Source organism: Streptomyces sp. NPDC085927, from assembly GCF_044540975.1.
Taxonomy (GTDB): domain Bacteria; phylum Actinomycetota; class Actinomycetes; order Streptomycetales; family Streptomycetaceae; genus Streptomyces; species Streptomyces hirsutus.
In genome coordinates, this window is record NZ_JBITSN010000001.1 from 150542 (window position 1) to 174517 (window position 23976).

22 protein-coding genes are annotated in these 23976 nt (G+C 73.0%); 11 read left to right on the forward strand and 11 right to left on the reverse strand.

Features of this window, described 5'->3' with window-relative positions; genetic code table 11:
• Positions 1-38 precede the first annotated feature (38 nt).
• The 3 genes from ACIF80_RS00750 to ACIF80_RS00760 all read right to left on the reverse strand — a co-directional run bounded on the left by ACIF80_RS00750 (position 39) and on the right by ACIF80_RS00760 (position 2313).
• A complete protein-coding gene (locus ACIF80_RS00750) occupies positions 39-797 on the reverse strand; it encodes a hypothetical protein (protein ID WP_399797626.1) in 759 nt (252 codons plus the stop codon).
• Positions 787-1302 (reverse strand): SigE family RNA polymerase sigma factor, encoded by a 516-nt coding sequence (locus tag ACIF80_RS00755; protein ID WP_399797628.1) that lies wholly within the window; start codon positions 1300-1302, stop codon positions 787-789. The genes ACIF80_RS00750 and ACIF80_RS00755 overlap by 11 nt, the downstream gene beginning before the upstream one ends.
• A 207-nt stretch (positions 1303-1509) precedes the next feature.
• Positions 1510-2313, reverse strand: a complete 804-nt coding sequence (locus ACIF80_RS00760; protein WP_399797630.1) for a nuclease-related domain-containing protein — start codon at positions 2311-2313, stop codon at positions 1510-1512.
• Between the two features lie 100 nt (positions 2314-2413).
• On the opposite strand from ACIF80_RS00760, the gene ACIF80_RS00765 reads away from it, so the two are divergent.
• The 5 genes from ACIF80_RS00765 (at position 2414) to ACIF80_RS00785 (ending at position 7884) form a co-directional block, all read left to right on the forward strand.
• A complete protein-coding gene (locus tag ACIF80_RS00765; RefSeq protein ID WP_399797633.1) occupies positions 2414-2923 on the forward strand; it encodes a dual specificity protein phosphatase family protein in 510 nt (169 codons plus the stop codon).
• A gap of 192 nt (positions 2924-3115) precedes the next feature.
• Positions 3116-4417 (forward strand): hypothetical protein, encoded by a 1302-nt coding sequence (locus ACIF80_RS00770; protein ID WP_399797635.1) that lies wholly within the window; start codon positions 3116-3118, stop codon positions 4415-4417.
• Between the two features lie 43 nt (positions 4418-4460).
• Positions 4461-5849, forward strand: coding sequence for an FtsW/RodA/SpoVE family cell cycle protein (locus ACIF80_RS00775; RefSeq protein WP_399797638.1), 1389 nt, complete (start codon positions 4461-4463; stop codon positions 5847-5849).
• The gene (locus tag ACIF80_RS00780) at positions 5846-7303 is read left to right on the forward strand and encodes a penicillin-binding transpeptidase domain-containing protein (protein ID WP_399797640.1); all 1458 of its coding nucleotides are present in this window, start codon (positions 5846-5848) and stop codon (positions 7301-7303) included. The genes ACIF80_RS00775 and ACIF80_RS00780 overlap by 4 nt, the downstream gene beginning before the upstream one ends.
• A 71-nt stretch (positions 7304-7374) precedes the next feature.
• On the forward strand, positions 7375-7884 hold the full coding sequence (locus ACIF80_RS00785) for a DUF3291 domain-containing protein (RefSeq protein ID WP_399797643.1): 510 nt from the start codon (positions 7375-7377) through the stop codon (positions 7882-7884).
• Here ACIF80_RS00785 and ACIF80_RS00790 read toward each other — a convergent pair.
• Positions 7881-8480 (reverse strand): Uma2 family endonuclease, encoded by a 600-nt coding sequence (locus ACIF80_RS00790; protein ID WP_399797646.1) that lies wholly within the window; start codon positions 8478-8480, stop codon positions 7881-7883. The genes ACIF80_RS00785 and ACIF80_RS00790 overlap by 4 nt on opposite strands.
• Before the next feature lie 225 nt (positions 8481-8705).
• On the opposite strand from ACIF80_RS00790, the gene ACIF80_RS00795 reads away from it, so the two are divergent.
• The 4 genes from ACIF80_RS00795 to ACIF80_RS00810 all read left to right on the forward strand — a co-directional run bounded on the left by ACIF80_RS00795 (position 8706) and on the right by ACIF80_RS00810 (position 12431).
• Positions 8706-9650, forward strand: a complete 945-nt coding sequence (locus ACIF80_RS00795) for a diiron oxygenase (RefSeq protein WP_399797648.1) — start codon at positions 8706-8708, stop codon at positions 9648-9650.
• Between the two features lie 326 nt (positions 9651-9976).
• Positions 9977-10630: a TetR/AcrR family transcriptional regulator gene (locus tag ACIF80_RS00800; RefSeq protein ID WP_399797650.1), complete on the forward strand. Its 654-nt coding sequence runs from the start codon at positions 9977-9979 to the stop codon at positions 10628-10630.
• Between the two features lie 58 nt (positions 10631-10688).
• Positions 10689-11018 (forward strand): hypothetical protein, encoded by a 330-nt coding sequence (locus tag ACIF80_RS00805; protein WP_399797652.1) that lies wholly within the window; start codon positions 10689-10691, stop codon positions 11016-11018.
• 102 nt (positions 11019-11120) lie between these two features.
• A complete protein-coding gene (locus ACIF80_RS00810) occupies positions 11121-12431 on the forward strand; it encodes an NlpC/P60 family protein (protein WP_399797655.1) in 1311 nt (436 codons plus the stop codon).
• Here the strand turns inward: ACIF80_RS00810 and ACIF80_RS00815 are convergent.
• From ACIF80_RS00815 to ACIF80_RS00835, 5 genes are read right to left on the reverse strand one after another with little or no spacing between them, the layout of a single operon-like run.
• Positions 12395-13657 carry a styrene monooxygenase/indole monooxygenase family protein gene (locus ACIF80_RS00815; RefSeq protein ID WP_399797658.1) on the reverse strand — a complete coding sequence of 421 codons (1263 nt, stop codon included), beginning with the start codon at positions 13655-13657 and terminating at the stop codon, positions 12395-12397. The genes ACIF80_RS00810 and ACIF80_RS00815 overlap by 37 nt on opposite strands.
• A 55-nt stretch (positions 13658-13712) precedes the next feature.
• The gene (locus ACIF80_RS00820; protein WP_399797659.1) at positions 13713-14351 is read right to left on the reverse strand and encodes a GTP-binding protein; all 639 of its coding nucleotides are present in this window, start codon (positions 14349-14351) and stop codon (positions 13713-13715) included.
• Positions 14332-14754 (reverse strand): DUF742 domain-containing protein, encoded by a 423-nt coding sequence (locus ACIF80_RS00825; protein ID WP_399797662.1) that lies wholly within the window; start codon positions 14752-14754, stop codon positions 14332-14334. Before ACIF80_RS00825 ends, ACIF80_RS00820 begins: the two co-directional genes overlap by 20 nt.
• Positions 14751-15305: a roadblock/LC7 domain-containing protein gene (locus ACIF80_RS00830; RefSeq protein ID WP_399797665.1), complete on the reverse strand. Its 555-nt coding sequence runs from the start codon at positions 15303-15305 to the stop codon at positions 14751-14753. The genes ACIF80_RS00825 and ACIF80_RS00830 overlap by 4 nt, the downstream gene beginning before the upstream one ends.
• Complete coding sequence (locus tag ACIF80_RS00835; protein ID WP_399797668.1) at positions 15302-18505, reverse strand: nitrate- and nitrite sensing domain-containing protein; 3204 nt, start codon at positions 18503-18505, stop codon at positions 15302-15304. The genes ACIF80_RS00830 and ACIF80_RS00835 overlap by 4 nt, the downstream gene beginning before the upstream one ends.
• Before the next feature lie 430 nt (positions 18506-18935).
• On the opposite strand from ACIF80_RS00835, the gene ACIF80_RS00840 reads away from it, so the two are divergent.
• The gene (locus ACIF80_RS00840; RefSeq protein WP_399797670.1) at positions 18936-19721 is read left to right on the forward strand and encodes a protein phosphatase 2C domain-containing protein; all 786 of its coding nucleotides are present in this window, start codon (positions 18936-18938) and stop codon (positions 19719-19721) included.
• Positions 19722-19821: 100 nt separating this feature from the next.
• Here the strand turns inward: ACIF80_RS00840 and ACIF80_RS00845 are convergent, their stop codons facing one another.
• A complete protein-coding gene (locus ACIF80_RS00845; RefSeq protein ID WP_399797673.1) occupies positions 19822-20316 on the reverse strand; it encodes a MarR family winged helix-turn-helix transcriptional regulator in 495 nt (164 codons plus the stop codon).
• A 205-nt stretch (positions 20317-20521) separates the two neighbouring features.
• Here ACIF80_RS00845 and ACIF80_RS00850 point away from each other — a divergent pair, with 205 nt between their 5' ends.
• Entirely contained in the window at positions 20522-21358 is an 837-nt protein-coding gene (locus ACIF80_RS00850) for a lysozyme (RefSeq protein ID WP_399797675.1), read from the forward strand.
• A 94-nt stretch (positions 21359-21452) separates the two neighbouring features.
• Here the strand turns inward: ACIF80_RS00850 and lon are convergent, their stop codons facing one another.
• Complete coding sequence (lon, locus tag ACIF80_RS00855; protein ID WP_399797677.1) at positions 21453-23906, reverse strand: endopeptidase La; 2454 nt, start codon at positions 23904-23906, stop codon at positions 21453-21455.
• Between the last annotated feature and the right edge of the window lie 70 nt (positions 23907-23976).

Consider the following 23976-nt stretch of genomic DNA (forward strand, 5'->3'; position numbering starts at 1 on the left):
GGCTTCCCGGCCGGTCGGCTTGGCGGCTTCGCGGCCGGTCAGCTTGGCGGTCGGGAGGTCGCGGTTCCGGTTTCGGGTTCGGGGTCCGGTCCGTCGGCCGGGTTCGGCGTCGGTGCGGACGGGGCCGGGGTGGCCGTGGAGGTGATCTCGACGTGTTCGCCCTGCCGGACGCGGGTGTAGAACCACCGCGCGTCGTTGACGCTCAGGCCCAGCCAGCCCGTCCTGGCGTCGAGGGCACCGAGGGATCGGGTGTCGAAGGCGAGGGCGCCCGCGTAGACCGGCGGCCGGTCGCCGGTGCGCAGCTCCACCACGTACGGGACCTTGGCCTCGTAGCGGTTCCCGGTCCTCTCGTCGTCCCGCAGCAGCATGACCTCGTGCTTGGCCCTCACGGTCAGTTCGCGGCCGGGCGACAGGAGCGTGCCGAAGAAGTGCGAGTCGACGCGCATGACACGGCCGTCGAACGTGAGGGTGTGCCGGCCCAGATCGAGGACGGCCTCCTCGGTGTCGGCCGGCCGGGCGGTCACCGCCTCGGGTGCCCGGGGGCTGGACGTCGGCGTGCCGATCGTCGCGGACTCGGCCGAGGCGCGCGGGTCGCGGCCGGGCTCCTCGGCGTGCACGGTGAGTCCGATCGTCGTCAGCATGCCGGCCACCGAGGTCGCCAGGCCGAGACGGACGGTGGTCCGGCGACGGCGGGAGCGGCGTCGCGCCCGGGTGCGGACCTCGGCGGCCGGCAGGGGCGGGGGTGCTTGGTTCGCCTCCGCCAACTCGCGCAACGCAGTGGCGAGTTCATCCGACACGGCCGCCCTCCCTCCAGGCCGGCTCCTCGGCCTCGTCCACCGCCAGCTGTTTGGCCAGTGCCGCCCGCCCCCGGGACAGCCGGGCCTTGACCGTTCCCACGGGTGCGCCGGTCTCGGAGGCTACCTGCTCGACGCTGAGGTCGCACAGATGGTGAAGGACGACCGCCATACGCTGGTGCTCGGGCAGTTCGCGCAACGCGGCGACCAGCGCGGCGCGTTCGGGACCGGGGCCGGGGGTCGTTTCCGGCAGCGCGGAATGGCGCACCAGCTCCAGCCAGCGTCGCGCGCGGCGCCAGCGGCTGACCGCGAGACGCATGGCGACCGTACGCACCCACGCCTCGGGTGCCCCGTCGGCCTGAAGCTTGTGACGCCGGTCCCAGGCCCGTACGAACGCCTCCTGGACCACGTCCTGGGCCTCGCCCAGATCCCCCGTGAAGGCGAAGAGCTGACCGGTCAGGCGGGGAAACGCGGCCGCGTAGAAAGCGTCGAACTCGTCCTCGGTCATGCCCTCCACCGGTGTCCGGGAATGTGCGTACGACCGGCCGTCCCTGACATGCACACAGGTTCAACAGATCCCGCACATGGAAGCACAGCCCTGGAGGAAGACGCGGAACACGGGTCCTGGGATCCATCAACCGCCATACGGGTGAATGTCGTTTCGCTGTCCCGCGACCGCCCGCTCAGTCCGTCCGGCCGGCCGGTCCCGCCCCGCTCAGAACCGGGTCCATGTGTTCCGGTCCCGGGCCATCGCGTGCAGGGCCTCCACGTCGGCCGGTTTCAGTACGCCCCCGAGGTCGCCCAGACGTTCCACCTCGCCGTCCGTCAGGACGCGCACCTCGCGCGGCGGGGTCCTCACCGTCACGTGCGACGCTCCGACCAGGACGAGCACCGGGCGGACCTCCGCGGTCAGGACGTACGAGACCCGGTCGGCGTCGGCACGGACGCGGCGCAGCACGGGGTCCGGCTCGCGACGGCCGAGAGTGACCAGCGGGTCGGCGACCGTCACCCGCTGCCTGCGGGCGTACACGGTGTGTACGGTGTACAGCCCGCCGGGGCCGATCACCAGGTGGTGGACGCGGTCGCCGCCGGGGAGCGGGATCGAGTGCAGGACGCGTACCCCCAGGCCGTCCATGCGGTCCAGGGCCTCGCCCACCGTCCGCTCCGCCTCGAGTGCCCGGTGACGCGGGTCGGGGCGGAGGCGGTGGGACGGGCCGGAGTCGCGGTCGAGCGCGACCAGGAGGGCCTCGCCGGGACGGTTCGGGGCGAGGTCGTCGTCGGGATGGAGGGTGAGTCGTGCCAGCTCGGCGGGGGTGGGGACCGGGGGCGGGCCGACCGTGACCGGGCCGGTGAGGAAGGGGCCGAGCGCTTCGAGCACCTCCGCCTCGCGGTCCTCGCCGAGCAGGTTGACCCTGGCCGCGTCACGGTCGTACCAGGCGATGTTCCCGCCGTCCGGGAGACAGACGTACAGCCGCTCCCGGCCGTGCCGCCAGGCCGGTACGACGCGCAGACCGTTCATGCACCATCACCCCGCCCTCCATGGGAACAGGCGGGGTGCTCCGGGGGCAAGAACCCGGCTACCTTGAGAAGACTCGAGCGGTGATGCCGGGGAGGCGCCGTTGCGTACCCGAAGGAAGCAACCCGACGTACCCGCACCGGACACTCCGTGGGACGAGATCGTGCCCGGCCTGTGGATGGGCGGGCACGAGTTCAGGTGCCGGACCGGGCAGCTGGAGTTCGCGGCGGTGCGCCAGGAGTTCGATCTTGTGCAGACGCTGCTGCGGCTGCCGGGACACGGACCGGCCCCCGGGGTCGAGCACCATGTGTGGCCGATCCCGGACGGGCCGCTCGACGGGACCCAGCTCCTGGGGGTCATCCGGCTCGCCGAGGCGGCGTGCGAGGCGCTGGACGACGGCCGCAAGGTCCTCGTGCGCTGCTATCACGGGTACAACCGCTCCGGGCTGGTCGTCGCGCACGCGCTGGTGCACCGGGGCAGCTCCGCCGAGGAGGCGATTCGGCTGATCCGGGCCCGCCGCTCGGGCTGGGCCCTGCACAACGAACTGTTCGTCGACTACCTGCGGGCCGGGCTGACGACGGCCCGGCTGCTGGAGGAGCTGACGGAGCAATAGGGGCGGGACACCGTGGGGTGTGTGCGTCGGCCGTCCTGACGCTTCCTCAGCGCGAGGCTGTCACCAGCGACGACGCGAGGTGATCCGGACGGCCGTCTCCGATGGCGCACCAAGGCGGGCGGGGGTGGAGGGTGGCTCCTAATGTGGCGATTGGTCACTTTGTAACCCTTCGCCCCTATATGGAGGTACTTCATGTCACGGCACTCCCTGCGCTCACCGCTCACCTCGCGCTCCCGTCGCCTCCGCCGTCTGCCGATGACGCTGGCTGTCGGCACCCTGGCCCTCGCGGCCGCCGTCGTCCCCGCCATCGCGAGCGACACACTGGGCGATGGCGACGAGTCGGGCTGGAACCAGCAGGGCGGCAACGGCGACAACGGTGACTGGAACCAGCAGACCGGCGACGGCGGAACGTCCGACCAACAGGGCGGCGACGGCGACTGGAACCAGCAGAGCGGCGGCGGCAACAGCGGGGGCGGCAACGGCGGGGGCAACGGCGACTGGGGCAACGGCAACAACGGCGGAGGCGGCAACGGCGGGGGCAACGGCGGCGGAGGAGGGGGCGGCGGCGGCGGCGATGGCAGCCACGGCAACAACAACGGCGGCAACGGCGGCGGCGGAGGCAACGGCAACAACGGCGGCGGAGGCGGCGACAACGGCGGAGGCGGCGGGGGTAACGGAGGAGGAGGGGGCGGCAACGGCGGCGGGGGCGATGGCGGCCACGGCAACAACGGCGGCGGGGGCGGCGGCAACGGCGGAGGCGGAGGCAACGGGGGCAACGGCGGAGGCGGCGATGGCGGCCACGGCAACAACAACGGCGGCGGAGGCGGGGGCGGGGGCAACGGCGGCGGAGGAGGCGGCAACGGCGGCGGGGGCGGCGACAACGGCGGAGGAGGAGGGGGCGGCGGCAACGGCGGAGGCGATGGCGGCCACGGCAACAACAACGGCGGCGGAGGCGGGGGCGGAGGCAACGGCGGAGGCGGAGGCGGCAACGGCGGAGGCGGAGGCGGCAACGGCGGAGGCGATGGCGGCCACGGCAACAACAACGGCGGCGGCGGCGGAGGCGGGGGCAACGGCGGAGGCGGAGGCAACGGGGGCAACGGCGGAGGCGGCGATGGCGGCCACGGCAACAACAACGGCGGCGGAGGCGGGGGCGGAGGCAACGGCGGAGGCGGAGGCAACGGCGGAGGCGGAGGCGATGGCGGCCACGGCAACAACAACGGCGGCAACAGCGGGGGCGGCGGCAACCACGGCGACCATGGCCGGTACAAGGGTGTCATCACGGCGCCCTCGCTCGCCCTGCGCACCTCGCCGGACCGCGGCGCAAAGGTCATCCGGTACGCCCACAAGGGCGAGACCGTCTCGATCTACTGCAAGGTCGGCGGGGACAACGTCCAGGGCAACCCGCTCTGGTACCTGGTCACCGACGGCAGAACCTGGTCCTGGGGCGCCGCCCGCCACATCAACAACATCGGGCCCGCGCCACGCTGGTGCTGACCGGCACAACACATAAGGGGACACATATAGGTAGGTTCCGGACATGAGCAAGGCCGGAATCTCCCTGGCGACGGCTGATCCGCCCACGCCCACCGCTCCCCTCCCCCGGCGCCGCGGCGTCGAACTCGCCCTCATCGTCCTGGCCGTCCTGCTGTCGGTGTACGGCTACTGCGCCGTCGGCTTCGCCAGGAACGGCTCCGTCCCGCCCGGCGCCGCCGGTTACGGCGCCGGGCTCGGCGTGCTCGCGCTGGTCGCGCATCTGGCGGTGCGTTTCCGGGCACCCCGGGCCGACCCGCTCCTGCTCCCCATCGCCGTCCTGCTCAACGGGCTCGGCCTGGTGCTGATCTACCGGCTCGACCTGGAGACACCGGGCGACGAGGCCGCCCCGACCCAGTTGGTGTGGTCGACGCTGGGCGTGGCGCTGTTCATCGCGGTCGTCCTGCTGCTGCGCGACCACCGGGTGCTGCGGCGCTTCACCCGCGTGTGCGCCGCCTCGGCGCTCGTCCTGCTCACGGTGCCGATCCTCTTCCCCGCGGTGAACGGCGCCCGTATCTGGATCCGGGTCGCGGGATTCTCCATCCAGCCGGGAGAGTTTGCGAAGGTGCTGCTCGCGGTGTTCTTCGCGGCGTACCTGGCGGAGAACCGCGGCGCGCTCACCTACGCCGGCCGCCGGTTCTGGCGGCTGCAACTGCCCACCGGGCGGGTGCTCGGCCCGATCGTCGCCGTGTGGCTGGTGAGCGTGGGCGTGCTGGTCCTGGAACGGGACCTCGGCACGTCGCTGCTGTTCTTCGGCCTGTTCGTCGTCGTGCTGTACGTCGCCACCGGCCGTACCGGCTGGCTCGCCGTCGGCCTGCTGCTGGCGTCACTGGGCGCGGTGGCCGTGGGCCGGCTGGAACCGCATGTGCACAGCAGGATCGAGACCTGGCTGAATCCGTTCGCCTCGATCGAGGCGGGCGAGGGCCCGAACCAGCTGGCGCAGTCGCTGTTCGCCTTCGCGGAGGGCGGACTGCTCGGCACCGGACTGGGGCGCGGGCATTCCGTGCTCATCGGCTTCGCGGTCAAGTCCGACTTCATCCTGGCCACGGCCGGTGAGGAGCTGGGGCTCGTCGGGCTCTCCGCGATCTTCCTGCTGTACGGGCTGCTGGTGGAGCGCGGCTACCGGGCCGGCCTCGCGCTGCGCGACCCGTTCGGCCGGCTGCTCGCCGTGGGACTGGCCGCGATCGTGGCCCTCCAGGTGTTCGTGATCGCGGGCGGGGTGACGGGGCTGATCCCGCTGACCGGGATGGCGATGCCGTTCCTGGCGCAGGGGGGTTCGTCGGTGGTCACCAACTGGGCGATCGTGGCGCTGCTGGTCCGGCTGAGCGATTCTGCGGGCCGCCAGGGGGACGGACGCCCTCCGCCCGTCGGGACGGACGGAGGTGCGGGCTCATGACGCGGTACATCCGGCGGGCCGCCGTGTTCTGTGCGCTGCTGCTGTTCGCCCTGCTGGTGAACGCCACCCGCGTCCAGGTGCTGCATGCCGACGCCTACGACGACAACCCGGCCAACCGCCGTGACACCATCGCCCGTTACCACCAGCCGCGGGGCGACATCCTGGTCGCCGGCCGCCCGGTCACCGGCTCGCGGGACACCGGGGAGCACCTGCGCTACGAACGGACCTACGCCGACGGCCCGTTGTACGCGCCGGTGACCGGCTTCGCCTCTCAGGAGTACGGGACGACCCTGCTGGAGCACACGGAGGACGGACTGCTGGCGGGCACAGACCCGCTGCTCCAGCCGCTGCCGCTGTGGAACGACTTCACCCGCTCCCGCAACGCGGGCGGCGACGTCGTCACGACGATCCACCCGGCCGCTCAGCGGGCCGCGTACGAAGGGCTGCGCTCGCGCAAGGGCGCGGTGGCGGCGGTGGAGCCGTCGACCGGGCGGATCCTGGCTCTGGTGTCCGTCCCGTCGTACGACCCGGAGCTGCTGTCCGGGAACGGGACGGCGGCACGGCAGGCCTGGGCCCGGCTGAACGCCGACCCGGACAGGCCGATGCTGAACCGGGCCGCGCGGCAGACATATCCGCCGGGTTCGACGTTCAAGGTGGTCACCGCGGCGGCGGCGCTGGACGCGGGCGTGGTCACCGACCTCGACGAGCCGACGGACTCCCCCGACCCGTACACCCTGCCGGGAACGACGACACGGCTGACGAACGGGTCCCGGGGCTGCGCGGACGCCTCGGTGCGAGAGGCGTTCACCTGGTCCTGCAACACCGTGTTCGCCAAGGTGGGGGTGGCCACGGGCCTGGCGGACCTGGCGGCCACGGCGGAGGGCTTCGGATTCAACGAGGAGGGGCTGCGAGTGCCGTTCCCGGTGGCGCGCAGCACCTTCGACACCACGATGGACCGGGCGCAGCTCGCCCTGTCGTCGATCGGCCAGTACAACACGCGGGCCACTCCCCTGCAGATGGCGATGGTCGCGGCGGCCGTCGCCAACGACGGGCACGTGCGGGAGCCGTATCTGGTGGAGCGGACGACCCGGGCGGGCGGCGGCACGGTGTCGGCGGCCGGCCCGGGGCCGTCCCGGCGGGCCATGTACCCGTCGACGGCGCTGCGGATGCGGGAACTGATGCGCGGGGTGGTGGAGGAGGGCACGGGCACGAATGCCGCGATCCGCGGTGCCGTGGTCGGCGGCAAGACCGGCACCGCCCAGCACGGCATCGGCAACTCCGGTACCCCGTACGCCTGGTTCGTGTCCTGGGCGCAGAGCGACGGGGACGCGGAGGCGAAGGTCGCGGTGGCGGTCGTGGTGGAGGACGCGGCGGCCGGCCGCCGGGAGATCAGCGGCGGCGGCACTGCGGCACCGATCGCCAGGGCGGTGATGGAGGCCGTGCTGCGGCCGTAGGCATCGCCGTGCGGATCACCTGCTGAGACGGGGGCTGCCGAACCCCGCCCTCCGGACCTACGGTTCGGCCCATGACGGAAGCCGCCCCCGCGCACGAACTCGCCCAGGTCAACATCGCCCGCCTCAAGGCCCCTCTGGATTCCCCGCAGTTGAAGGACTTCGTCGACAGCCTCGACCCGGTGAACGCGGACGCCGAAGCCGCCGACGGCTTCGTCTGGCGACTGCTCAGCGAGAACGGGAACGCCACCGACGTGTCCGTCTTCGGCGACCCGTGGTTAATCGTGAACATGTCAGTGTGGCGGGACACCGACGCCCTGACCGCGTACATGTACCAGGGGCGGCACCGGGAGATGCTGGCCCGGCGCAGGGAGTGGTTCGAGCAGGTGCGGGAGGCAATGGTGACCCTGTGGTGGGTCCCGAAGGGCCACTGCCCCACGGTCGCGGAGGCCGAGGCGCGGCTGCTGCACCTGCGCGCCCACGGCCCGACGCCCTACGCGTTCACGCTCCGGACGTCGTTCCCGCAGGGGAGCGCGGAGCCCGTCCCGGGCGAGGTGCCGAACGGGCTGGGCTGCTCGGCCTAGCGACGGCGGTCGACGGCGGTGAGGTCGATGTCGATGGGGAAGGGCACGGCCAGCTTGAGGCGGTTGTGGAAGATGCCCATGGGCACGTACGACTTGGTCGCGTCGTCCAGTTCGTAGACGTAGACCACGGGGAGTCCCCCGTTTTCCTCGACGCGCCAGAAGTGCGCGATACCCGCGGCCGCGTATTTACGGGGCTTGGCCTCACGGTCCCGCTCCACCGAGTCCTTGGAGACGACCTCGATGGCGATCACGACGTCCTCCGGCCGGTACCAAGTCTGACTCGGGCCGGTGTCGGCGTCTGCCCGGAACACCAGAACATCGGGCTCCGGCCGATTGCGCTGGTTGAGCTTGATGGTCATCTCCCGGATGACGTCAAGCTCGTCCGGCACCTGAGCCAGCAGGGCGTTGTCCAGCAGGCGGATGACACGTGAGTGGAAATTGGTCTGCGGACTCACGAAGACAAGGCTCCCGTCGATCAGCTCCGTGTGCGGAGGCAGGTTGGGAAGCGTGTCGAGGTCGTCCGCCGTCCAGCCGTCCTGCGGCGGACGGGGCCACTCGTAGTCGTCGTCCAGTTCGGAGTCACGTGCGGCGCTCATGATTGCCCCCATGCGCTGGAGTCTGACCGGCACCGTCAGCCTACCCAGGGCGAACGCCGATTCGCCGCTCCATGAGGTGATCCGGAGAGCGCGCCGTTGACGCCCGCGCCAGGTCGACCGTCCGCCGACAAGTCGCGCGCAGGGGATTGACGAGCTTGCTGACAGGCAGTCTCATAAGTGAGGTGACCCACCGGTGACCCGCGACGCCCACGAGGTGGAACCGCCATGACGACCCAGCCGCTGACGGATGCCGACGCCCTCGACGGGCTGCGCGACGCGCTCGGCCTGCTCAAGGGCCGGGAGCAGGTGGCCGAGCGGCTGCTCGACGCCTCCGCCAAGCACTCCTTCGACCCGGACAAGGAGCTGGACTGGGACGCGCCCTTCGAGGAGGGCCTGTGGTTCTGGCCGCCGGAGCTGGTCTCGCTGTACGGCACCCCGCTGTGGAAGCGGATGAGCGAGGAGCAGCGCCTCCTGCTGTCGCAGCACGAGGCGGCGGCGCTCGCCTCGCTCGGCATCTGGTTCGAGCTGATCCTGATGCAGCTGCTGGTGCGGCACATCTACGACAAGGCGGCCACGAGCGCGCACGTGCGGTACGCGCTCACCGAGATCGAGGACGAGTGCCGGCACTCCAAGATGTTCGCCCGGCTGATCACTCGCGGCGGCACCCCTTGGTACCCGGTGAGCCCGGTGCACCAGCACCTCGGACGGCTGTTCAAGACCATCTCCACCACGCCCGGCTCCTTCACGGCGACCCTGCTCGGCGAGGAGGTCCTGGACTGGATGCAGCGGCTGACCTTCCCGGACGAGCGCGTCCAGCCGCTGATCCGGGGCGTCACGCGCATCCATGTCGTCGAGGAGGCCCGGCATGTGCGCTACGCCCGTGAGGAGCTGCGGCGCCAGATGGTGACCGCGCCGAAGTGGTCGCAGGAGTTCACCCGGGTCACCTCCGGCGAGTTCGCCCGCGTCTTCTCGGTGGCGTTCATCAACCCGGACGTCTACACGAACGTCGGGCTGGACAAGCGTGAGGCCGCCGCCCAGGTCAGGGCCAGCGCGCACCGGCGGGACGTGATGCAGCAGGGCTCGAAGCGGCTCACGGACTTCCTGGACGACATCGGGGTGCTGCGCGGGGCCGGGCGGCGGCTGTGGAAGTCGTCCGGACTGCTGGCCTGAGCACTGCCGCCCCGGCACCCGCCAAGCGGCTCACGGCCACGCGGCGGAGCCGCACATCGACACAGCCTGGACGACATCGGGGTGCTGCGCGGGGCCGGGCGGCGGCTGTGGAAGCCGTCCGGACTGCCGGCCTGAGCACTGCCGCCCCGGCACCCGCCAAGCGGCTCACGGCCACGCGGCGGAGCCGCACATCGACACGGCCCGGACGACATCGGGGTGCTGCGCGGGGCCGGGCGGCGGCTGTGGAAGCCGTCCGGACTGCCGGCGCAGGCACCGGGCGGGCGCCGGAGAGCAGCCGTCGGGGGCGGGCAGTTACGCTGCGGGGCATGACCCCGTCGGCTCCCACCCCCGCCTACCGGCGCCTCGGCGTCGAGGAGCGGCGCAGACAGCTGCTCGACGCCGCGCTGTCCCTCTTCGCCCACCGCGCGCCCGACGAGGTGTCGCTGGACGACGTGGCGGAGGCCGCCGGGGTGTCGCGGCCGCTGGTCTACCGGTACTTCCCGGGTGGCAAGCAGCAGCTGTACGAGGCGGCGCTCCGGTCCGCCGCCGACGAGCTGCGGGACTGCTTCGACGAGCCCCGCGAAGGTCCGATGCTGCCCCGGCTGGCCAGGGCGCTCGACCGGTACCTCGCCTTCGTCGAGGGGCACGGCACCGGGTTCAGCGCGCTGCTGCAGGGCGGGAGCGTGGTGGAGACCTCCCGCACGACCGCCATCGTCGACGGGGTGCGCCGGGCTGCCGCCGAGCACATCCTCAGCCACCTCGGGGCCGCCGAGCCGGGGCCCCGGCTGCGGATGACCATCCGGATGTGGATCACCGCCGTGGAGGCGGCCTCGCTGATCTGGCTCGACGAGGACAGGCAGCTGCCCGTCGGCGAGCTGCGGGACTGGCTCGTGGAGCAGTTCCTGGCCGCCCTGGAGGTGACCGCGCGGCGCGACGCGGAGACCGGGGTCGTCGTCCGGGCACTGTCGGGGGACGGCTGACCCGTCGGACGGCCGGCCGGTGGACACCCGGCGTAGGAGCATGGCCGACACTGGTGCCGTGAAAAGTCAGGACACCCCCTTCGAGGGCGGACCCATGGACGGGCGCGTCCTGCCCGTGCTGCTGGGCATCACCGGGCACCCGCCCAAGACGTACCGCATCCCCGTCCCGGCCCCGGACGGCGGCCCGCCCACGGTGCTGGTCTACCGGCGCGTGCCCCGGGGGCAGAGCGGCCGGATCGGGCTGACCCAGGGGTGGACGTACCGGTACGACCCGGACGGGCCGGCTACGGCCGACCGCCCGAGGTGGCCGTGGTCCGGGCGCACCCGCGATCCGGCCGCCGAGCCAGACGCCACGCCGCGCGGCAAGCCGGACGACGCCGACGGGTGACACCGTTGCGCCGAACCGCGCACACCCGGCGAGCGGACCCGGCCGGACCGCCGGATGCTCGCGATGCGGAGCGGAGGAGCCGCCCGCGTCGGAGGTGATGACATGTCAGGAATGCTTCTGCGTCTGGCGTGTACGGCGGCGGTCGCGGTCGGCACCGTTCTCGTACCGGGGCCCGCGACGGCCCTTCCGGAACCGCCGGGGAGCACCGCGACGGACCTTTCCGGGGACAGTGCGGCCGCCACGGGGACGGCACTGCCCGACGACCGGTCCGTCGCCGAGCTGCTGACGGATCTTCAGCGGCTGTACCGCGAGGCCGGGAAGGCCACCGAGGCCTACAACGCCGCCGAGGAGCGGCTGGCGAAGCAGCGCGCCGAGACACGGCGGCTGGACCGTGCCCTCGCCGTCGCCCGGCTCTCCCTGCACGACAGCCGGGGCGCGGCCGGGCGGCTGGTCCGGCAGCAGTACCAGAGCAGCACCGGGATCTCCCCGTACGTACGGCTGCTGCTGGCCCGCGATCCGCAGCGCGCGCTCGACCAGGGGCATGTGATCGGGCGGCTGGCACGCAACCGCGCGGACACGGTGGGGCGGCTGACCGGCAGCGAGCAGCGGGCCGAGGTGCTCGCCCGGCGGGCCCGCAAGGCGCTCGACGACCAGCTCGCCCTCGCCGAGCAGCGCGGGAAGCAGCGTGACGCGGTGCGCGAGCGGCTCGACGAGGTCGAGGAGCTGCTCGCCTCGCTCACCCCGGACCGACTGGCGGCGCTCGCCGAGCTGGAGCGGACCGAAGAGGCCGAGAAGCAGGCGGAGTTCCTGGCTTCCGGATCCCTCGGCACGCCGGGCACGCCGGGCGCTCCGGGCGCTCCGGGTGCTCCGGGCGCGTCGAGTGCTCCGGACGCCCCGGGCGCTCTCGGTGCCCCGGGTGTTCCCGGTGCCGGGCGCACGCCCTCCGCGGCGGGCGACCGGGCCCTGCGGTACGCGGTGGAGCAGATCGGGAAGCCGTACGAGTGGGGCGCCGAGGGCCCCGAGGCGTACGACTGCTCGGGGCTGACCTCCGAGGCGTGGAGGGCGGCCGGGACGCCGGTGCCCCGGACCAGTCAGGAGCAGTGGGCGCGGCTGGACCGGGTACCGCTGGACGAACTGCGGCCGGGCGACCTCGTCGTGTACTTCCCCGACGCCACGCATGTCGCCGTCTACCTCGGCGACGGCATGGTGGTGCAGGCGCCGCGGCCCGGCGCGCGGGTGAAGGTCTCCCCGATCGCGGCCAACCCGGTTCTGGGCGCCGTACGCCCCGACCCGGACCGGGAGCCCTTGCGGCACTATGTGCCGCCCGGGCTCCCCGAGGGGGCGACGGAGGGGCCCGACCAGGGGTACGCGCCCGGCTACGCCCCTGCGGCCCCCGAGGCCTCCGCCAGGTAGGCGCCGGCCTTCTCCGGGTCGTAGAAGAAGTTCTCGAGGTCCGCCGGGTCGTCGAAGCAGTTGACGAACCGGTCGGCGACGGGCTGGAGGCCACCGGCGGCACCGAGGACGTCGAGGACGTGCGGGGGCGGCGGGGCCAGCATGGCGTTGGTCCACTTGGTGACGTGCTGGGCGGTGGCCCAGTAGCGGTCGAAGGTCTGCCGCATCCACGCCTCGTCGAACGGCGCCTCGCCGTGCTCGAGGATGGAGGCCAGGTAGGAGGCGGCGCACTTGGACGCGGAGTTGGAGCCCTGGCCGGTGATCGGGTCGTTGGCCACGACCACGTCGGCGACGCCGAGGACCAGGCCGCCGCCGGGCAGTGTGCCGACGGGGTTGCGGACGGTCGGGGCGTAGCGGCCGGCGAGGGTGCCGCCGGCGTCGGTCAGTTCGACCTTGGTGGCCCGCGCGTACTCCCAGGGGAGGAACTTCTCCATGAGTTCCAGGGTCAGGGAGAGGTGCTCCGCCGGGTCCTTGACGTCCTTGAAGACGTCCAGCGGGCCGCCGGGTATGCCCTCCCAGAACAGGATGTCGGCGCGGCCCGAGGTGGTCAGCGTCGGCATGATGAACATCTCGCCGACCCCGGGGACGATGTTGCAGCGGACCGCTTCCGTGTCCGGGTGCTCCGGACGCGGGGCGAGCCCGTGGACGTAGGCCACCGCGAGGGCGCGCTGCGGCTCGGCGTACGGGGAGCGCGACGCGTCGCGGCCGAACATCTGCACGAGCTCGCCCTTGCCGGCGGAGACGAGCACGAGGTCGTACGTACGGGAGAAGTAGTCGAGGTCGCCGACGGCCGCGCCGTGGATGACCAGCTGGCCGCCGCGCTGGGCGAACGTCTCCATCCAGCCCGCCATCTTCACCCGCTGGTCGACCGACTGCGCGAACCCGTCGAGCCTGCCCAGCCAGTCGATCGCGCGCTGTGTCGGGCCCGGGTCGTGCGAGCCGGGAGCCGCGACCGAGACGCCGAGCCCCTGGATCTTCGGGGCCTGGGACTCCCAGAAGTTCAGCTGGAGATCGCGCTCGTGCTGCAGGGCCGTGTGGAACATGCACTGCGTCGACATCACCCGTCCGGTGCGGATCTCGTCCGCGGTCCGGTTGGACATCAGGGTGACCTCGTACCCGTGCGACTGAAGGCCGAGGGCGAGCTGGAGGCCGGACTGGCCGGCTCCGACGACGAGTATCTTCCGCATGCGGGGTTCTCCTGGGTGGACGAGGGCTTCCGGCGGCTGAACAAGCGCTTCCGGGTTACTCCGGGGTTTCCTCGAGCGCGTGACCCACCAGGGACAGGAGGGTCTCGACGACCGAGATCCGGTGTCGCGCGTCCATGATCATGACAGGTATGCGGGAGGGGATGGTGAGCGCCTCCCGCACGTCGTCCGGCTCGAACAGCTCGGTGTCGTCGAAGTGGTTGACCGCGACGACGTACGGCAGTCCGCAGCTCTCGAAGTAGTCGAGCGCCGGGAAGCAGTCCTTGAGCCGGCGGGTGTCGGCCATGACGACCGCGCCGATCGCACCGCGCACCAGGTCGTCCCACATGAACCAGAACCGCTGCTGACCGGGGGTGCCGAAGACGTAGAGCACCAGGTCGTCGTCGAGCGTGATGCGGCCGAAGTCCATCGCCACGGTGGTGGTGAGCTTGTCCGGCGTGGCCGTGAGGTCGTCGGTCCCGGCGCTCGCCTCGGTCATCAGCGCCTCGGTCTCCAGCGGCCTGATCTCGGAGACGGTGCTGACCAGCGTGGTCTTGCCGACGCCGAAACCGCCGGCCACCACTATCTTCGTGGCGATCGGGGCGCGGGTACGGTCCGTCTGCCAGGGCAGCAACGGCTCGTCGTCCTCGTCGAGCGGGGTGACGCCTTGAACGGCCTCAGAGACGGCGGAGTCCACTCAGCACCCTTTCCAGCAGCACGCGGTCCGGGCGGCCCGTGCCGTGGCCGGTTCCCGTTCCGTAGACACGGATCTTTCCCTGGTCCGCGAGGTCGCTCAGGAGAACGCGGACCACGCCGAGCGGCATCTTCAGCAGCGCGGCGATCTCGGCCACCGTTCGCATGCGGCGGCACAGTTCGACGATGGCCCGCAGCTCCGGCATCAACGTCGACTTCAGCGAGCCCTTCGGCAGCTCCTTGCGCTCCTCGGCGGCCTCCAGCTCGGCGGTGCTCGCCACGAACGTCTCGACGAGGAGCACATGCCCGAAGCGGGTACGGCCGCCGGTGAGCGAGTAGGGGCGGACCCTGGCGGGTTTGCGGTCGCCGCCACGGACCGGGAGGTCCTTCCTGGTCTTACCGCTCAACGGGGACTCCCGGTGGACTCGTTCTCCAGGGCTGTGTTCTCCACGGACATGCGCAGCTCGCTGCGGAGTTCGGGGGTCAGGACGTGGCCGGCCCTGCCCACGAACAGCGCCATGTGGTACGCCACCACGCTCATGTCGACGTCCGCGGAGCCGTGCACACCGAGCAGCGAGCCGTCACTGATCGACATCACGAACAGACTGCCCTCGTCCATCGCCACCATGGTGTGCCGGACCTGGCCGTACTCCATCAGCTTGGCGGCGCCGGCGGTGAGGCTGCCGATGCCCGAGACGACGGTGGCCAGATCGGCGGCGGAGCCGCGCGGACCGGCGCGCTTCCCGGCCCGCACCCCCGGCGCCCCGGCGGTGCGGGCGCCCCCGCCCGAGTCCGTCCGGGCCTTCGCGAGATCGGGGTCCGAGGACAGCAGGAGCAGTCCGTCGGAGGAGACCACCGCGACCGAGAGGATGCCGGGCACCTCCTCGACGAGATTGGTCAGCAACCAGTGCAGATTGCGGGCTTCACTGCTCAGTCCGAAGGTACTCGGCGCGGTCAACTGGTTGCCTCCTCGACGGTGCCCCCCGTGGCTTCTTCGGATGTGGCGGTGGCCGTGGCGGACGGCGGTCGGTGCGGTCCCGTCTCCTCGGCGATCTCCACCTCGACGTCCCGGCGTCCGGCTTCCGCCCCCCGACGGAAGCCGCCGAGGCGGCGGCGCAGGGTTTCGGCGTCCACCGAGCCGCTGCGCTGCCGGGGTGTCTCGACGGGTGTGGTGATCTTCGGTGTGCGCTTGGGCAGCCCCTTGGCGGTGACCGGCTCCGGGGCCTCCGGCTCCGGTTCCGGCTGTGCCGCTCGCCCCGGCTCCGGGCCGTCGGGCACGCGCGCGTGCTCGGCGGCGGGGGCCGGGGCGGGGGCGGGGGCGGGGGCGGAGTCCTGCACGGGTACCGGTGCCGGTGCGGGCCTGGCCGGCGGCACGGGCGCGGGCCGGGACCCGGGTTCCGGCGTGGCCTCCGGCCGGGCGGCGGGAGCGGGGACGGCCGCGGCCTGTGGGTCGGCCGTGAGGTCGACGGCCGCCGGGGCGTCGTCGACCGGGTGGCCGGGGTGGGCGGCCGGGGTGTCGGCGCCGGGAGCCCCGGCAGGCCTGGAGGTCCCGGCGGAGGCCGGCCGTGCGGGCTGCTCGTCGGCCGCCTGCGCGGGCGCCGGGATCAGCAGCTCCATGGTGGTCTCGGCGGGCCGCTCGTGCGTCGTGTCCAGACCCTCGGCCGCACCGTCGACGGCGCCGGTCGCTTCGGCCTCGTCGGCCGTCCCGGAGGTGGTCCCAGGGGTGGTCCCGGAGGTGGCCCGGGAGGGCGTCGGTTCCGTGGTGTCGTCCGTCGCGGGCTCCGCGGACCGCTCCCCAGCGGGCTCGTCCACGTGCTCGTCCGCGGCGGTTTCCTTCGCGTCGGATTCCTTCGCCTCGGGTTCCCGTGAGTCGGGCCGCTCCTCCGCGGCGGGTTCCTCCGCCGCGGACTCCTCCTGCCGCCGTACCGTCTGCTCCGCCAGGGCGACCAGCGGGTCGTCGCCCTCCGTGCGGCCGTGCAGCACGTTGGAATTGGCCTCGGCGTCCGCGCCGGGCAGGGAGACACGGGGTGAACCGCCGGCGACGGGACCGGAGGCGGGTACGGCGCCCGGGGTGGCGGCGGCCAGCAGGGGCATGGGCAGGACCACGACCGCGGCGACACCGCCCTGCTTCTGCTTCCGCAGCTGTACCCGTACTCCGTGCCGCCTGGCGAGCCGGGCGACGACGTACAGGCCGAGCCCGAGGCCGTCCTCGCCCTCCTGCTCGTAGGGTGCCTCCGGGTCGAAGTCGGACAGGCGGGCGTTGAGCCGCTCCAGCCGCTCCCCGGTCATGCCGATGCCCTCGTCCTGCACGGAGAGCATGACCTCGCCGCTCTCCAGGAGCCAGCCGGAGATCTCGACGGGCAGGTCGGGCGGGCAGAACGAGGTCGCGTTCTCCAGGAGTTCGGCGAGCAGGTGGCTGACGTCGTCGGCGGCGAACCCGGCGATGTGCGCGTGCGGCGGCAGCGCCGCGATGCGGACCCGCTCGTAGCGCTCGATCTCGCTGACCGCGGCCCGTACGACGTCGACGAGCGGCACCGGGCCGGCCGAGTGCTGGACGTGTTCGGTACCGGCGAGGACGAGGAGGTTCTCGCTGTGCCGGCGCATCACCGTGGCGAAGTGGTCGAGCTTGAACAGGGTGGCCAGGCGGTCCGGGTCGTCCTCGCGCTCCTCCAGGCCCTCGATGACGCCGAGTTGCCGTTCGACCAGGCCGAGGGTGCGCAGCGCCAGGCTGACGAAGGTGCCGCCGATGCTGCTGCGCAGCTGCTCCAGGTGGGCGGCGGACTCGGTGACCTGGGTGCGCAGTTCCTCGCGGGCGTCGGCCATCCGCTGCCGCTGCGCGACGAGGTGCTTGCGGTCGGCCTCCAGCGTGGTGATCCGCCCGGTGAGCTGTGCGGCGTGCGCGTGCAGGGCGTTGACGGAGCGGACGACCTGGGCGAACTCGTCGTTGCGCCCGGTGAACGCGACCGGTTCCTCCCCGGCGGGGTTCTCCGCGCCGGCGAGCCGGGCGGAACCGCGGCGCAGCACGGACAGCGGACGGGTGAGGGTGCGGGCCATGGCGGTGGCGACGCCGACCGTGAGCAGCATGAGGGCGCCCAGGAGGGCGACGCGGATCTCGAGCGCGGTGACGTCGTCGTCGCGCAGCTGGGCGAGGTCCTTGGTGCGCTGGTCGAAGAGGGCGGACTCGACTCCGCGCATCGCCTCGACGCGGGCGGTGAGCGCGGCCGCCAGCTTCTTGGAGCCGGTGGCGAGTTCCTCGTCGGAGAGGGTCGGCTCGTCGGTGAGGTTCTCGAGGTACTTCTCGGCGGCGTCGACCTCGGGGCCGGTGACCGTGGAGTCGTACGAGGCGCGGGCGGTCTTGGGCGCCGTCTCGCGGAAGTCGGCGAGCGCGGCGTCGGAGCGCACGCGGGCCTGGAGGGCGGCCGCGGTCAGCGCGTCGCGCCGCCCGGCGTCGGCGTCCGACGTGGAGGTGGACGTGGTGGGCAGACCGGTGATGGGGTCGATCACGGTCTGGGTGGTGCTCGGCACGCTGAGCGCGGCGAGCAGCAGCCCGCGGGTGGCGGCGGCCTGCTGGACGGCGGTGTCCAGCTCGGCGAGCGCGTAGGAGCCGGAGCCGGCCCGGGGCGGGGTCTCCTCCGCGAGCTGCTCGGCGAGCCGGTGCAGCTGGGTGATGGCGGTGGAGTACGCCTGGTGCGCCTCGATCGCGCTGCTCTTGCCGGTGAGCGCGGCCCTGCGCAGGGCCGCGATGGCCTCGAGGTCGTCGCGCATCTCGGCCGAGGTGCCGGAGTCGGCGCGCAGTTCCTCGACCTGCCGGTCGACGCGGGCGCTGTGCTGCTCGGCGGGCGCCTTGGCCTTGGGGCGGCCGGCCGCGATGTAGGACGTCACGTCGTCCCGCTCGTCGGCGAGCGAGTGCGCGAGGGCGAGGGCGTCCTGGGTCTGCTCGGCCCGGGTCACCAGGTTCTGGGAGTCGCTCAGCTGCCCGGAAGCGGTGAGCAGGGAGGGCGCCCCGGCGCCGGCGATCGCCGCGGCCACGACCGCGACGGCCACGATGAGCCGGTTGCGCACATGGGTGGGACGGCCCCGGCCGACGGTGGGCTTCTGCTCAGCGTCCCCCGCGGAGGGCGTCTGCTTGCCTGTGCGACGAGGCCGCGTCTTCTGCACCGGTGCTCGCATTCCTGACTCGTGTACCCGTGGGTCGGGGTGACGTTCCGTCAGCAGGCGCCTGCGCCCTGCCCGTGTCGAGGGCGTACGCCCCGGCGGACGGCCGGTCGCGCTCGGGCAGCGAGACGCCCCCGTCGCTCCCCGACCCTCCCAGTGCCCACGGGCACCGCACGCGCATCACCTGACCCGCCACTCGAAGGAGTGAACATCGGAGGTGAGTTGGGGGGCAAGTCGCGCGGCCTCCCGCAGCGGCCCGTCGCGGCACGCCGGTTGGACGTCTGCGGCGGCCGGTGGCAGGATTCGCCGCCACGCGCTTGCGGAGCACTGCAATCCCACCCAAACGCGGCGCCTGACCTGCGCGACTGCCGGTATTCGGCGAGCGGTGGGGGTCTTCGGGAGCCCTTGTGGAGGGGTCGTGCAGACTGGCCGGATGCGTACGGAACTTGTCTCGGAGCCCGGGGACGCGGCCCACCCCAACGAGGACTTCGCGAGCATCGGGCTTCCGGCCTCCGGGCAGGGCGGTTCGCTGGTCCTGCTGGACGGGGTCACGCCGCCGCGGGACGGCACGGGGTGCCGGCATTCGGTCCCCTGGTTCACCGCGCGTCTCGGCGGGGCACTGGCCGAACTGACCGTTTCCCTCCAGGATGTCCCCCTGGCGGACCTGCTGTCCCGGGCCGTTTCCCGTACCGCCGGGGCGCACGCGAAAACCTGTGACCTTTCTCACCCCCGTACGCCCCAGGCGACGGTGGTGCTGGCGCGCTGGTCACCGGAGTCGGTCGAGTACCTGGTCCTTTCCGACTCGGCCCTGCTCGTCGAGTCCCCGGGCGGCACGGTCACCGCGCTGCTGGACGACCGGCTGGCCCGGCTGCCCCGCTCGGCGCTGGCCACGGACGCGCTGGTGGACTCCACCGTGCGCAACAGGGAGGGCGGCTTCTTCACCGCGGCGGCCGATCCGTCGGTCGCGGTGCGCGCGGTCACCGGGACGCTGCCGCGCGCCGAGGTGCGCGCCCTGGCCGCGCTGACGGACGGGGCCACCCGTTGGGTGGAGAGGTTCCGCGAGGGCGGCTGGGCGGACTGTCTCGCCCTCGTCCGCAAGGAGGGACCGCAGGCGCTGGTGGACCGCGTCCGGACCCTGGAGCGGGCGGACACGGACCGGGTGCTGCTCGGCCGGAGCAAGACGCACGACGACGCGACGGTCGTGTACGTGGAGTTCTGAGCCCCGGCGGACGGGCGGCCCCGGCGGACGGATGGACCGGGCGGCCCGCGGGCGGCCGAGCGCCCCGCGGGTGGCCGAGCGGCCACCCGCGGGGCTCCCGCTACTTCTCCATCCCCCGGTTCAGCTGGTGCAGCAGCCGCGCGAGTTCCGTGACCTCGTCGGGGTCCCAGTCGGCGAGGCTGCCGGCGTAGCGCGCGCGGCGGGCCTCGCGGACCCTGCCCATCCGGCTCCGGCCCTCCGGGGTGAGGTCGACCAGCCAGGCGCGGCCGTCGGCGGGGTCCGGTTCGCGGGTGACGAGCCCGAGTTCCTCCAGGGCGTGCAGCTGGCGCGACATGGTCGCCTTGCCGACGCCGATGAAGGCGGCGAGTTCGGTGGCCCGCTGCTTGCCGCACTCATCCAGACGGACGAGCAGCCCGTACGCGGACGGTTCCAGGTCGGGATGGACCGCGCGGGACATCTCGCCCTGGCTGGCCCTGGCGCGGCGCAGCAGCACCGTCAACTCCCTTTCCAATGCGAGGAATCCGGGCTGGTCCACACCACTGTCGGGCGCCTGGGACGAGGTGTCCTCAGCGCCGCCGTTTCCGCCTTCGTCCACGTCAGTCCCTGCCTCGGTTTCACCGGTCGTCCGTGTTTCCGCCAAGTGGCGACGCCGCTGGGGCTCCACAAGTATTTCGCAGGCATGGCCCGACAACGGCTTCCGGCCCCGGCATCTCGCCCGTGGCCTGTCCCGCATCGCGGTCCGTGTGCGTCGCGTTCCTGCTTCCCGTGGGTTCCCCACCGAGTACCTCCGGAGATCCGTCATGCCCGTGCACAGATCCGGTTCCACCCGTCTCCGCGCGTTCACGACCGTCGCGGCGGTCCTGCTCGCGGTCCTCTCCCTTCCCCGTACGACTCCCCCGGCCGGGGCGGCCGGGGGCGCGCCCGGTGTCCCGCCGCGCGGTTCCGCCCACATGGGCATGGGCGTCGCCGCCCATGACGGCGTCGGCCGCGGCACACCCACCGGCCGCGCCACCCGCACCGAGGGTGTCGACGTCTCCAGCCACCAGGGCGACGTGGCCTGGCCGGCCCTGTGGAGCAGCGGGGTCAAGTGGGCCTACGTGAAGGCCACGGAGGGGACGTACTACAGCAACCCCTACTACACGCAGCAGTACAACGGCTCGTACGACACCGGCATGATCCGCGGCGCGTACCACTTCGCGACCCCCGACAGCGCGAGCGGCGCCGCCCAGGCCGACTACTTCGTCGACCGCGGCGGCGCCTGGTCGCCCGACGGCAGGACGCTGCCGGGCGTGCTCGACATCGAGTGGAACCCCTACGGGGACGCCTGCTACGGCAAGTCGCAGAGCGCGATGGTGAGCTGGATCCGTGACTTCCTGGACCGGTACCGGGCGCGCACCGGCCGCGACGCCGTGATCTACACGGCGACCAGCTGGTGGCAGCAGTGCACCGGGAACCACGCCGGGTTCGGCACCACCAACCCGCTGTGGGTCGCCCGGTACGCCGCGACCGTGGGCGAGCTGCCCGCGGGCTGGGCGTCCTACACGATGTGGCAGTACACCTCCACCGGCCCGGTGGTCGGGGACCACGACCTCTTCGACGGCACCGTCGACCGGGTGCGGGCCCTGGCCCTCGGCTGACGTCGCCGGCCCGCGCCGCCGGTCCCGGCGCCGTGCGGCGGCGGCCCGGATCTCCCTCACGGGATTCCGGGCCGCCGCCCGTCCGGTGACGCCGTCACACCGCCACCGGAACCTCCGGCGCCGCGCCGTTCGTCGCGGGCGCGAGCGCCAGCTCCAGGACCTGACGGACGTCGGTCACGGCGTGGACGTCGAGCCCGTCCAGCACGTGGGCGGGGACGTCGTCCAGGTCGGGCTCGTTGCGCTTGGGGATGATCACGGTGGTGATCCCCGCCCGGTGCGCCGCGAGCAGCTTCTGCTTCACCCCGCCGATCGGCAGCACCCGGCCGGTCAGCGAGACCTCACCGGTCATCGCCACGTCCGTACGGACCAGGCGCCCGGAGAGCAGGGAGGCCAGGGCGGTGGTCATCGTGACGCCGGCGCTCGGGCCGTCCTTGGGCACCGCGCCCGCCGGGAAGTGGATGTGCGCGCCCCGCTCCTTCAGGTCGCCGACCGGAAGCTCCAGTTCGGCGCCGTGGGACCGCAGGAAGCTCAGCGCGATCTGCGCCGACTCCTTCATCACGTCGCCCAGCTGACCGGTCAGGGTCAGTCCGGCGGCGCCCGTCTCCGGGTCGGCCAGGGACGCCTCCACATAGAGGACGTCACCGCCGGCACCGGTCACCGCGAGCCCGGTGGCGACACCGGGGACGGCGGTGCGGCGCTCGGCCGGTTCCTGGGCGGACTCGGGCACGTGGTGCGGCCGTCCGATCAGACCGCGCAGATCTCCCTCCCCGACCGTCAGGGGCAGCTCCCGCTCGCCCAGTTCGTGCTGGGCCGCGACCTTGCGCAGCAGCCGTGCGATGGCCCGCTCCAGGGTGCGGACCCCCGCCTCGCGGGTGTACTCGCCGGCCAGCTTGCGCAGCGCGCCCTCGTCGAGGGTGACCTCGTCGGCGGCGAGCCCGGCGCGCTCCAGCTGGCGCGGGAGCAGGTGGTCGCGGGCGATGACGACCTTCTCGTCCTCGGTGTAGCCGTCCAGGCGGACGATGTCCATCCGGTCCGCCAGCGCCTCCGGGACGGCCTCCAGGACGTTGGCGGTGGCGAGGAAGACGACGTCCGAGAGGTCCAGCTCGACCTCCAGGTAGTGGTCGCGGAAGGTGTGGTTCTGCGCCGGGTCCAGCACTTCGAGGAGGGCGGCGGACGGGTCGCCCCGGAAGTCCGACCCCACCTTGTCGATCTCGTCGAGCAGCACCACCGGGTTCATCGACCCGGCCTCCTTGACGGCCCGCACGATCCGGCCGGGCAGCGCGCCGACGTACGTACGCCGGTGGCCGCGGATCTCGGCCTCGTCGCGGACGCCGCCGAGGGCGACCCGGACGAACTTGCGGCCCATCGCGTGGGCGACGGACTCGCCGAGGCTCGTCTTGCCGACGCCGGGCGGGCCGACGAGGGCGAGCACGGCACCGCCGCGGCGGCCGCCGACGACCCCGAGCCCGCGCTCGGCACGCCGCTTGCGCACCGCCAGGTACTCGGTGATGCGTTCCTTCACGTCCGTCAGGCCCGCGTGCTCGGCGTCGAGCACGGCCCGGGCGCCCTGGATGTCGTACGCGTCCTCGGTGCGCTCGTTCCACGGCATCTCCAGCACCGTGTCGAGCCAGGTGCGGATCCACGAGCCCTCGGGCGACTGGTCGGAGGAGCGCTCCAGCTTGTCGACCTCCTTGAGCGCGGCCTCACGCACCTTCTCCGGCAGGTCCGCGGCCTCGACGCGGCTCCGGTAGTCGTCGGAGTCCTCGCCCTCCTGCTCGCCGTTCAGCTCGCGCAGTTCCTTGCGTACGGCTTCCAGCTGACGGCGCAGCAGGAACTCGCGCTGCTGTTTGTCGACGCCATCCTGGACGTCCTTGGCGATGGACTCGGCGACGTCCTGCTCGGCGAGGTGGTCGCGCAGCTGCTGGGTGGCGAGCTTCAGCCGGGCCACCGGGTCGGCGGTCTCCAGCAGGGCCAGCTTCTGTTCGATGGACAGGAACGGTGAGTAACCGGAGTTGTCGGCGAGGGCGGAGACGTCGTCGATGGCCTGGACGCGGTCGACGACCTGCCAGGCGCCGCGCTTGCGCAGCCAGGCGGTGGCGAGCGCCTTGTACTCGGTGACCAGCTCGGCCACCTGGCCGGGATAGGGGTCTCCCTTGCCCGAACGGAGCGGGGAGCCCGGGGAGCGCTCCGGCACGGTCTCCTCGATCCGGGTGCCCTCCACCCACAGCGCGGCACCCGGCCCGGTCGTCCCGGCGCCGATCCGCACCCGGTCCCGGCCCCGGATCAGGGCGCCCGGGTCGCCGTCGGCCAGCCTGCCGACCTGCTCGACCGTGCCCAGGACGCCGGTGGCGGCGTAGGTCCCGTCGATGCGTGGCACCAGCAGGACCCTGGGCTTCCCGGGCTCCGACGTGGCGGCGGCCTGGGCGGCCTCCACCGCGGCGCGCACCTCGGAATCGCTCAGGTCCAGCGGGACCACCATCCCGGGCAGCACGACCTCGTCGTCGAGCGGCAGCACGGGCAGGGCGAGCGGTGTGGACTCAGCAGCCATGATCTCCCCTTCGGCAGTCAAGTTGAGTTACACCGGCTCAATGCTCCTGAGCCCTTGATTGTTCCCGGGT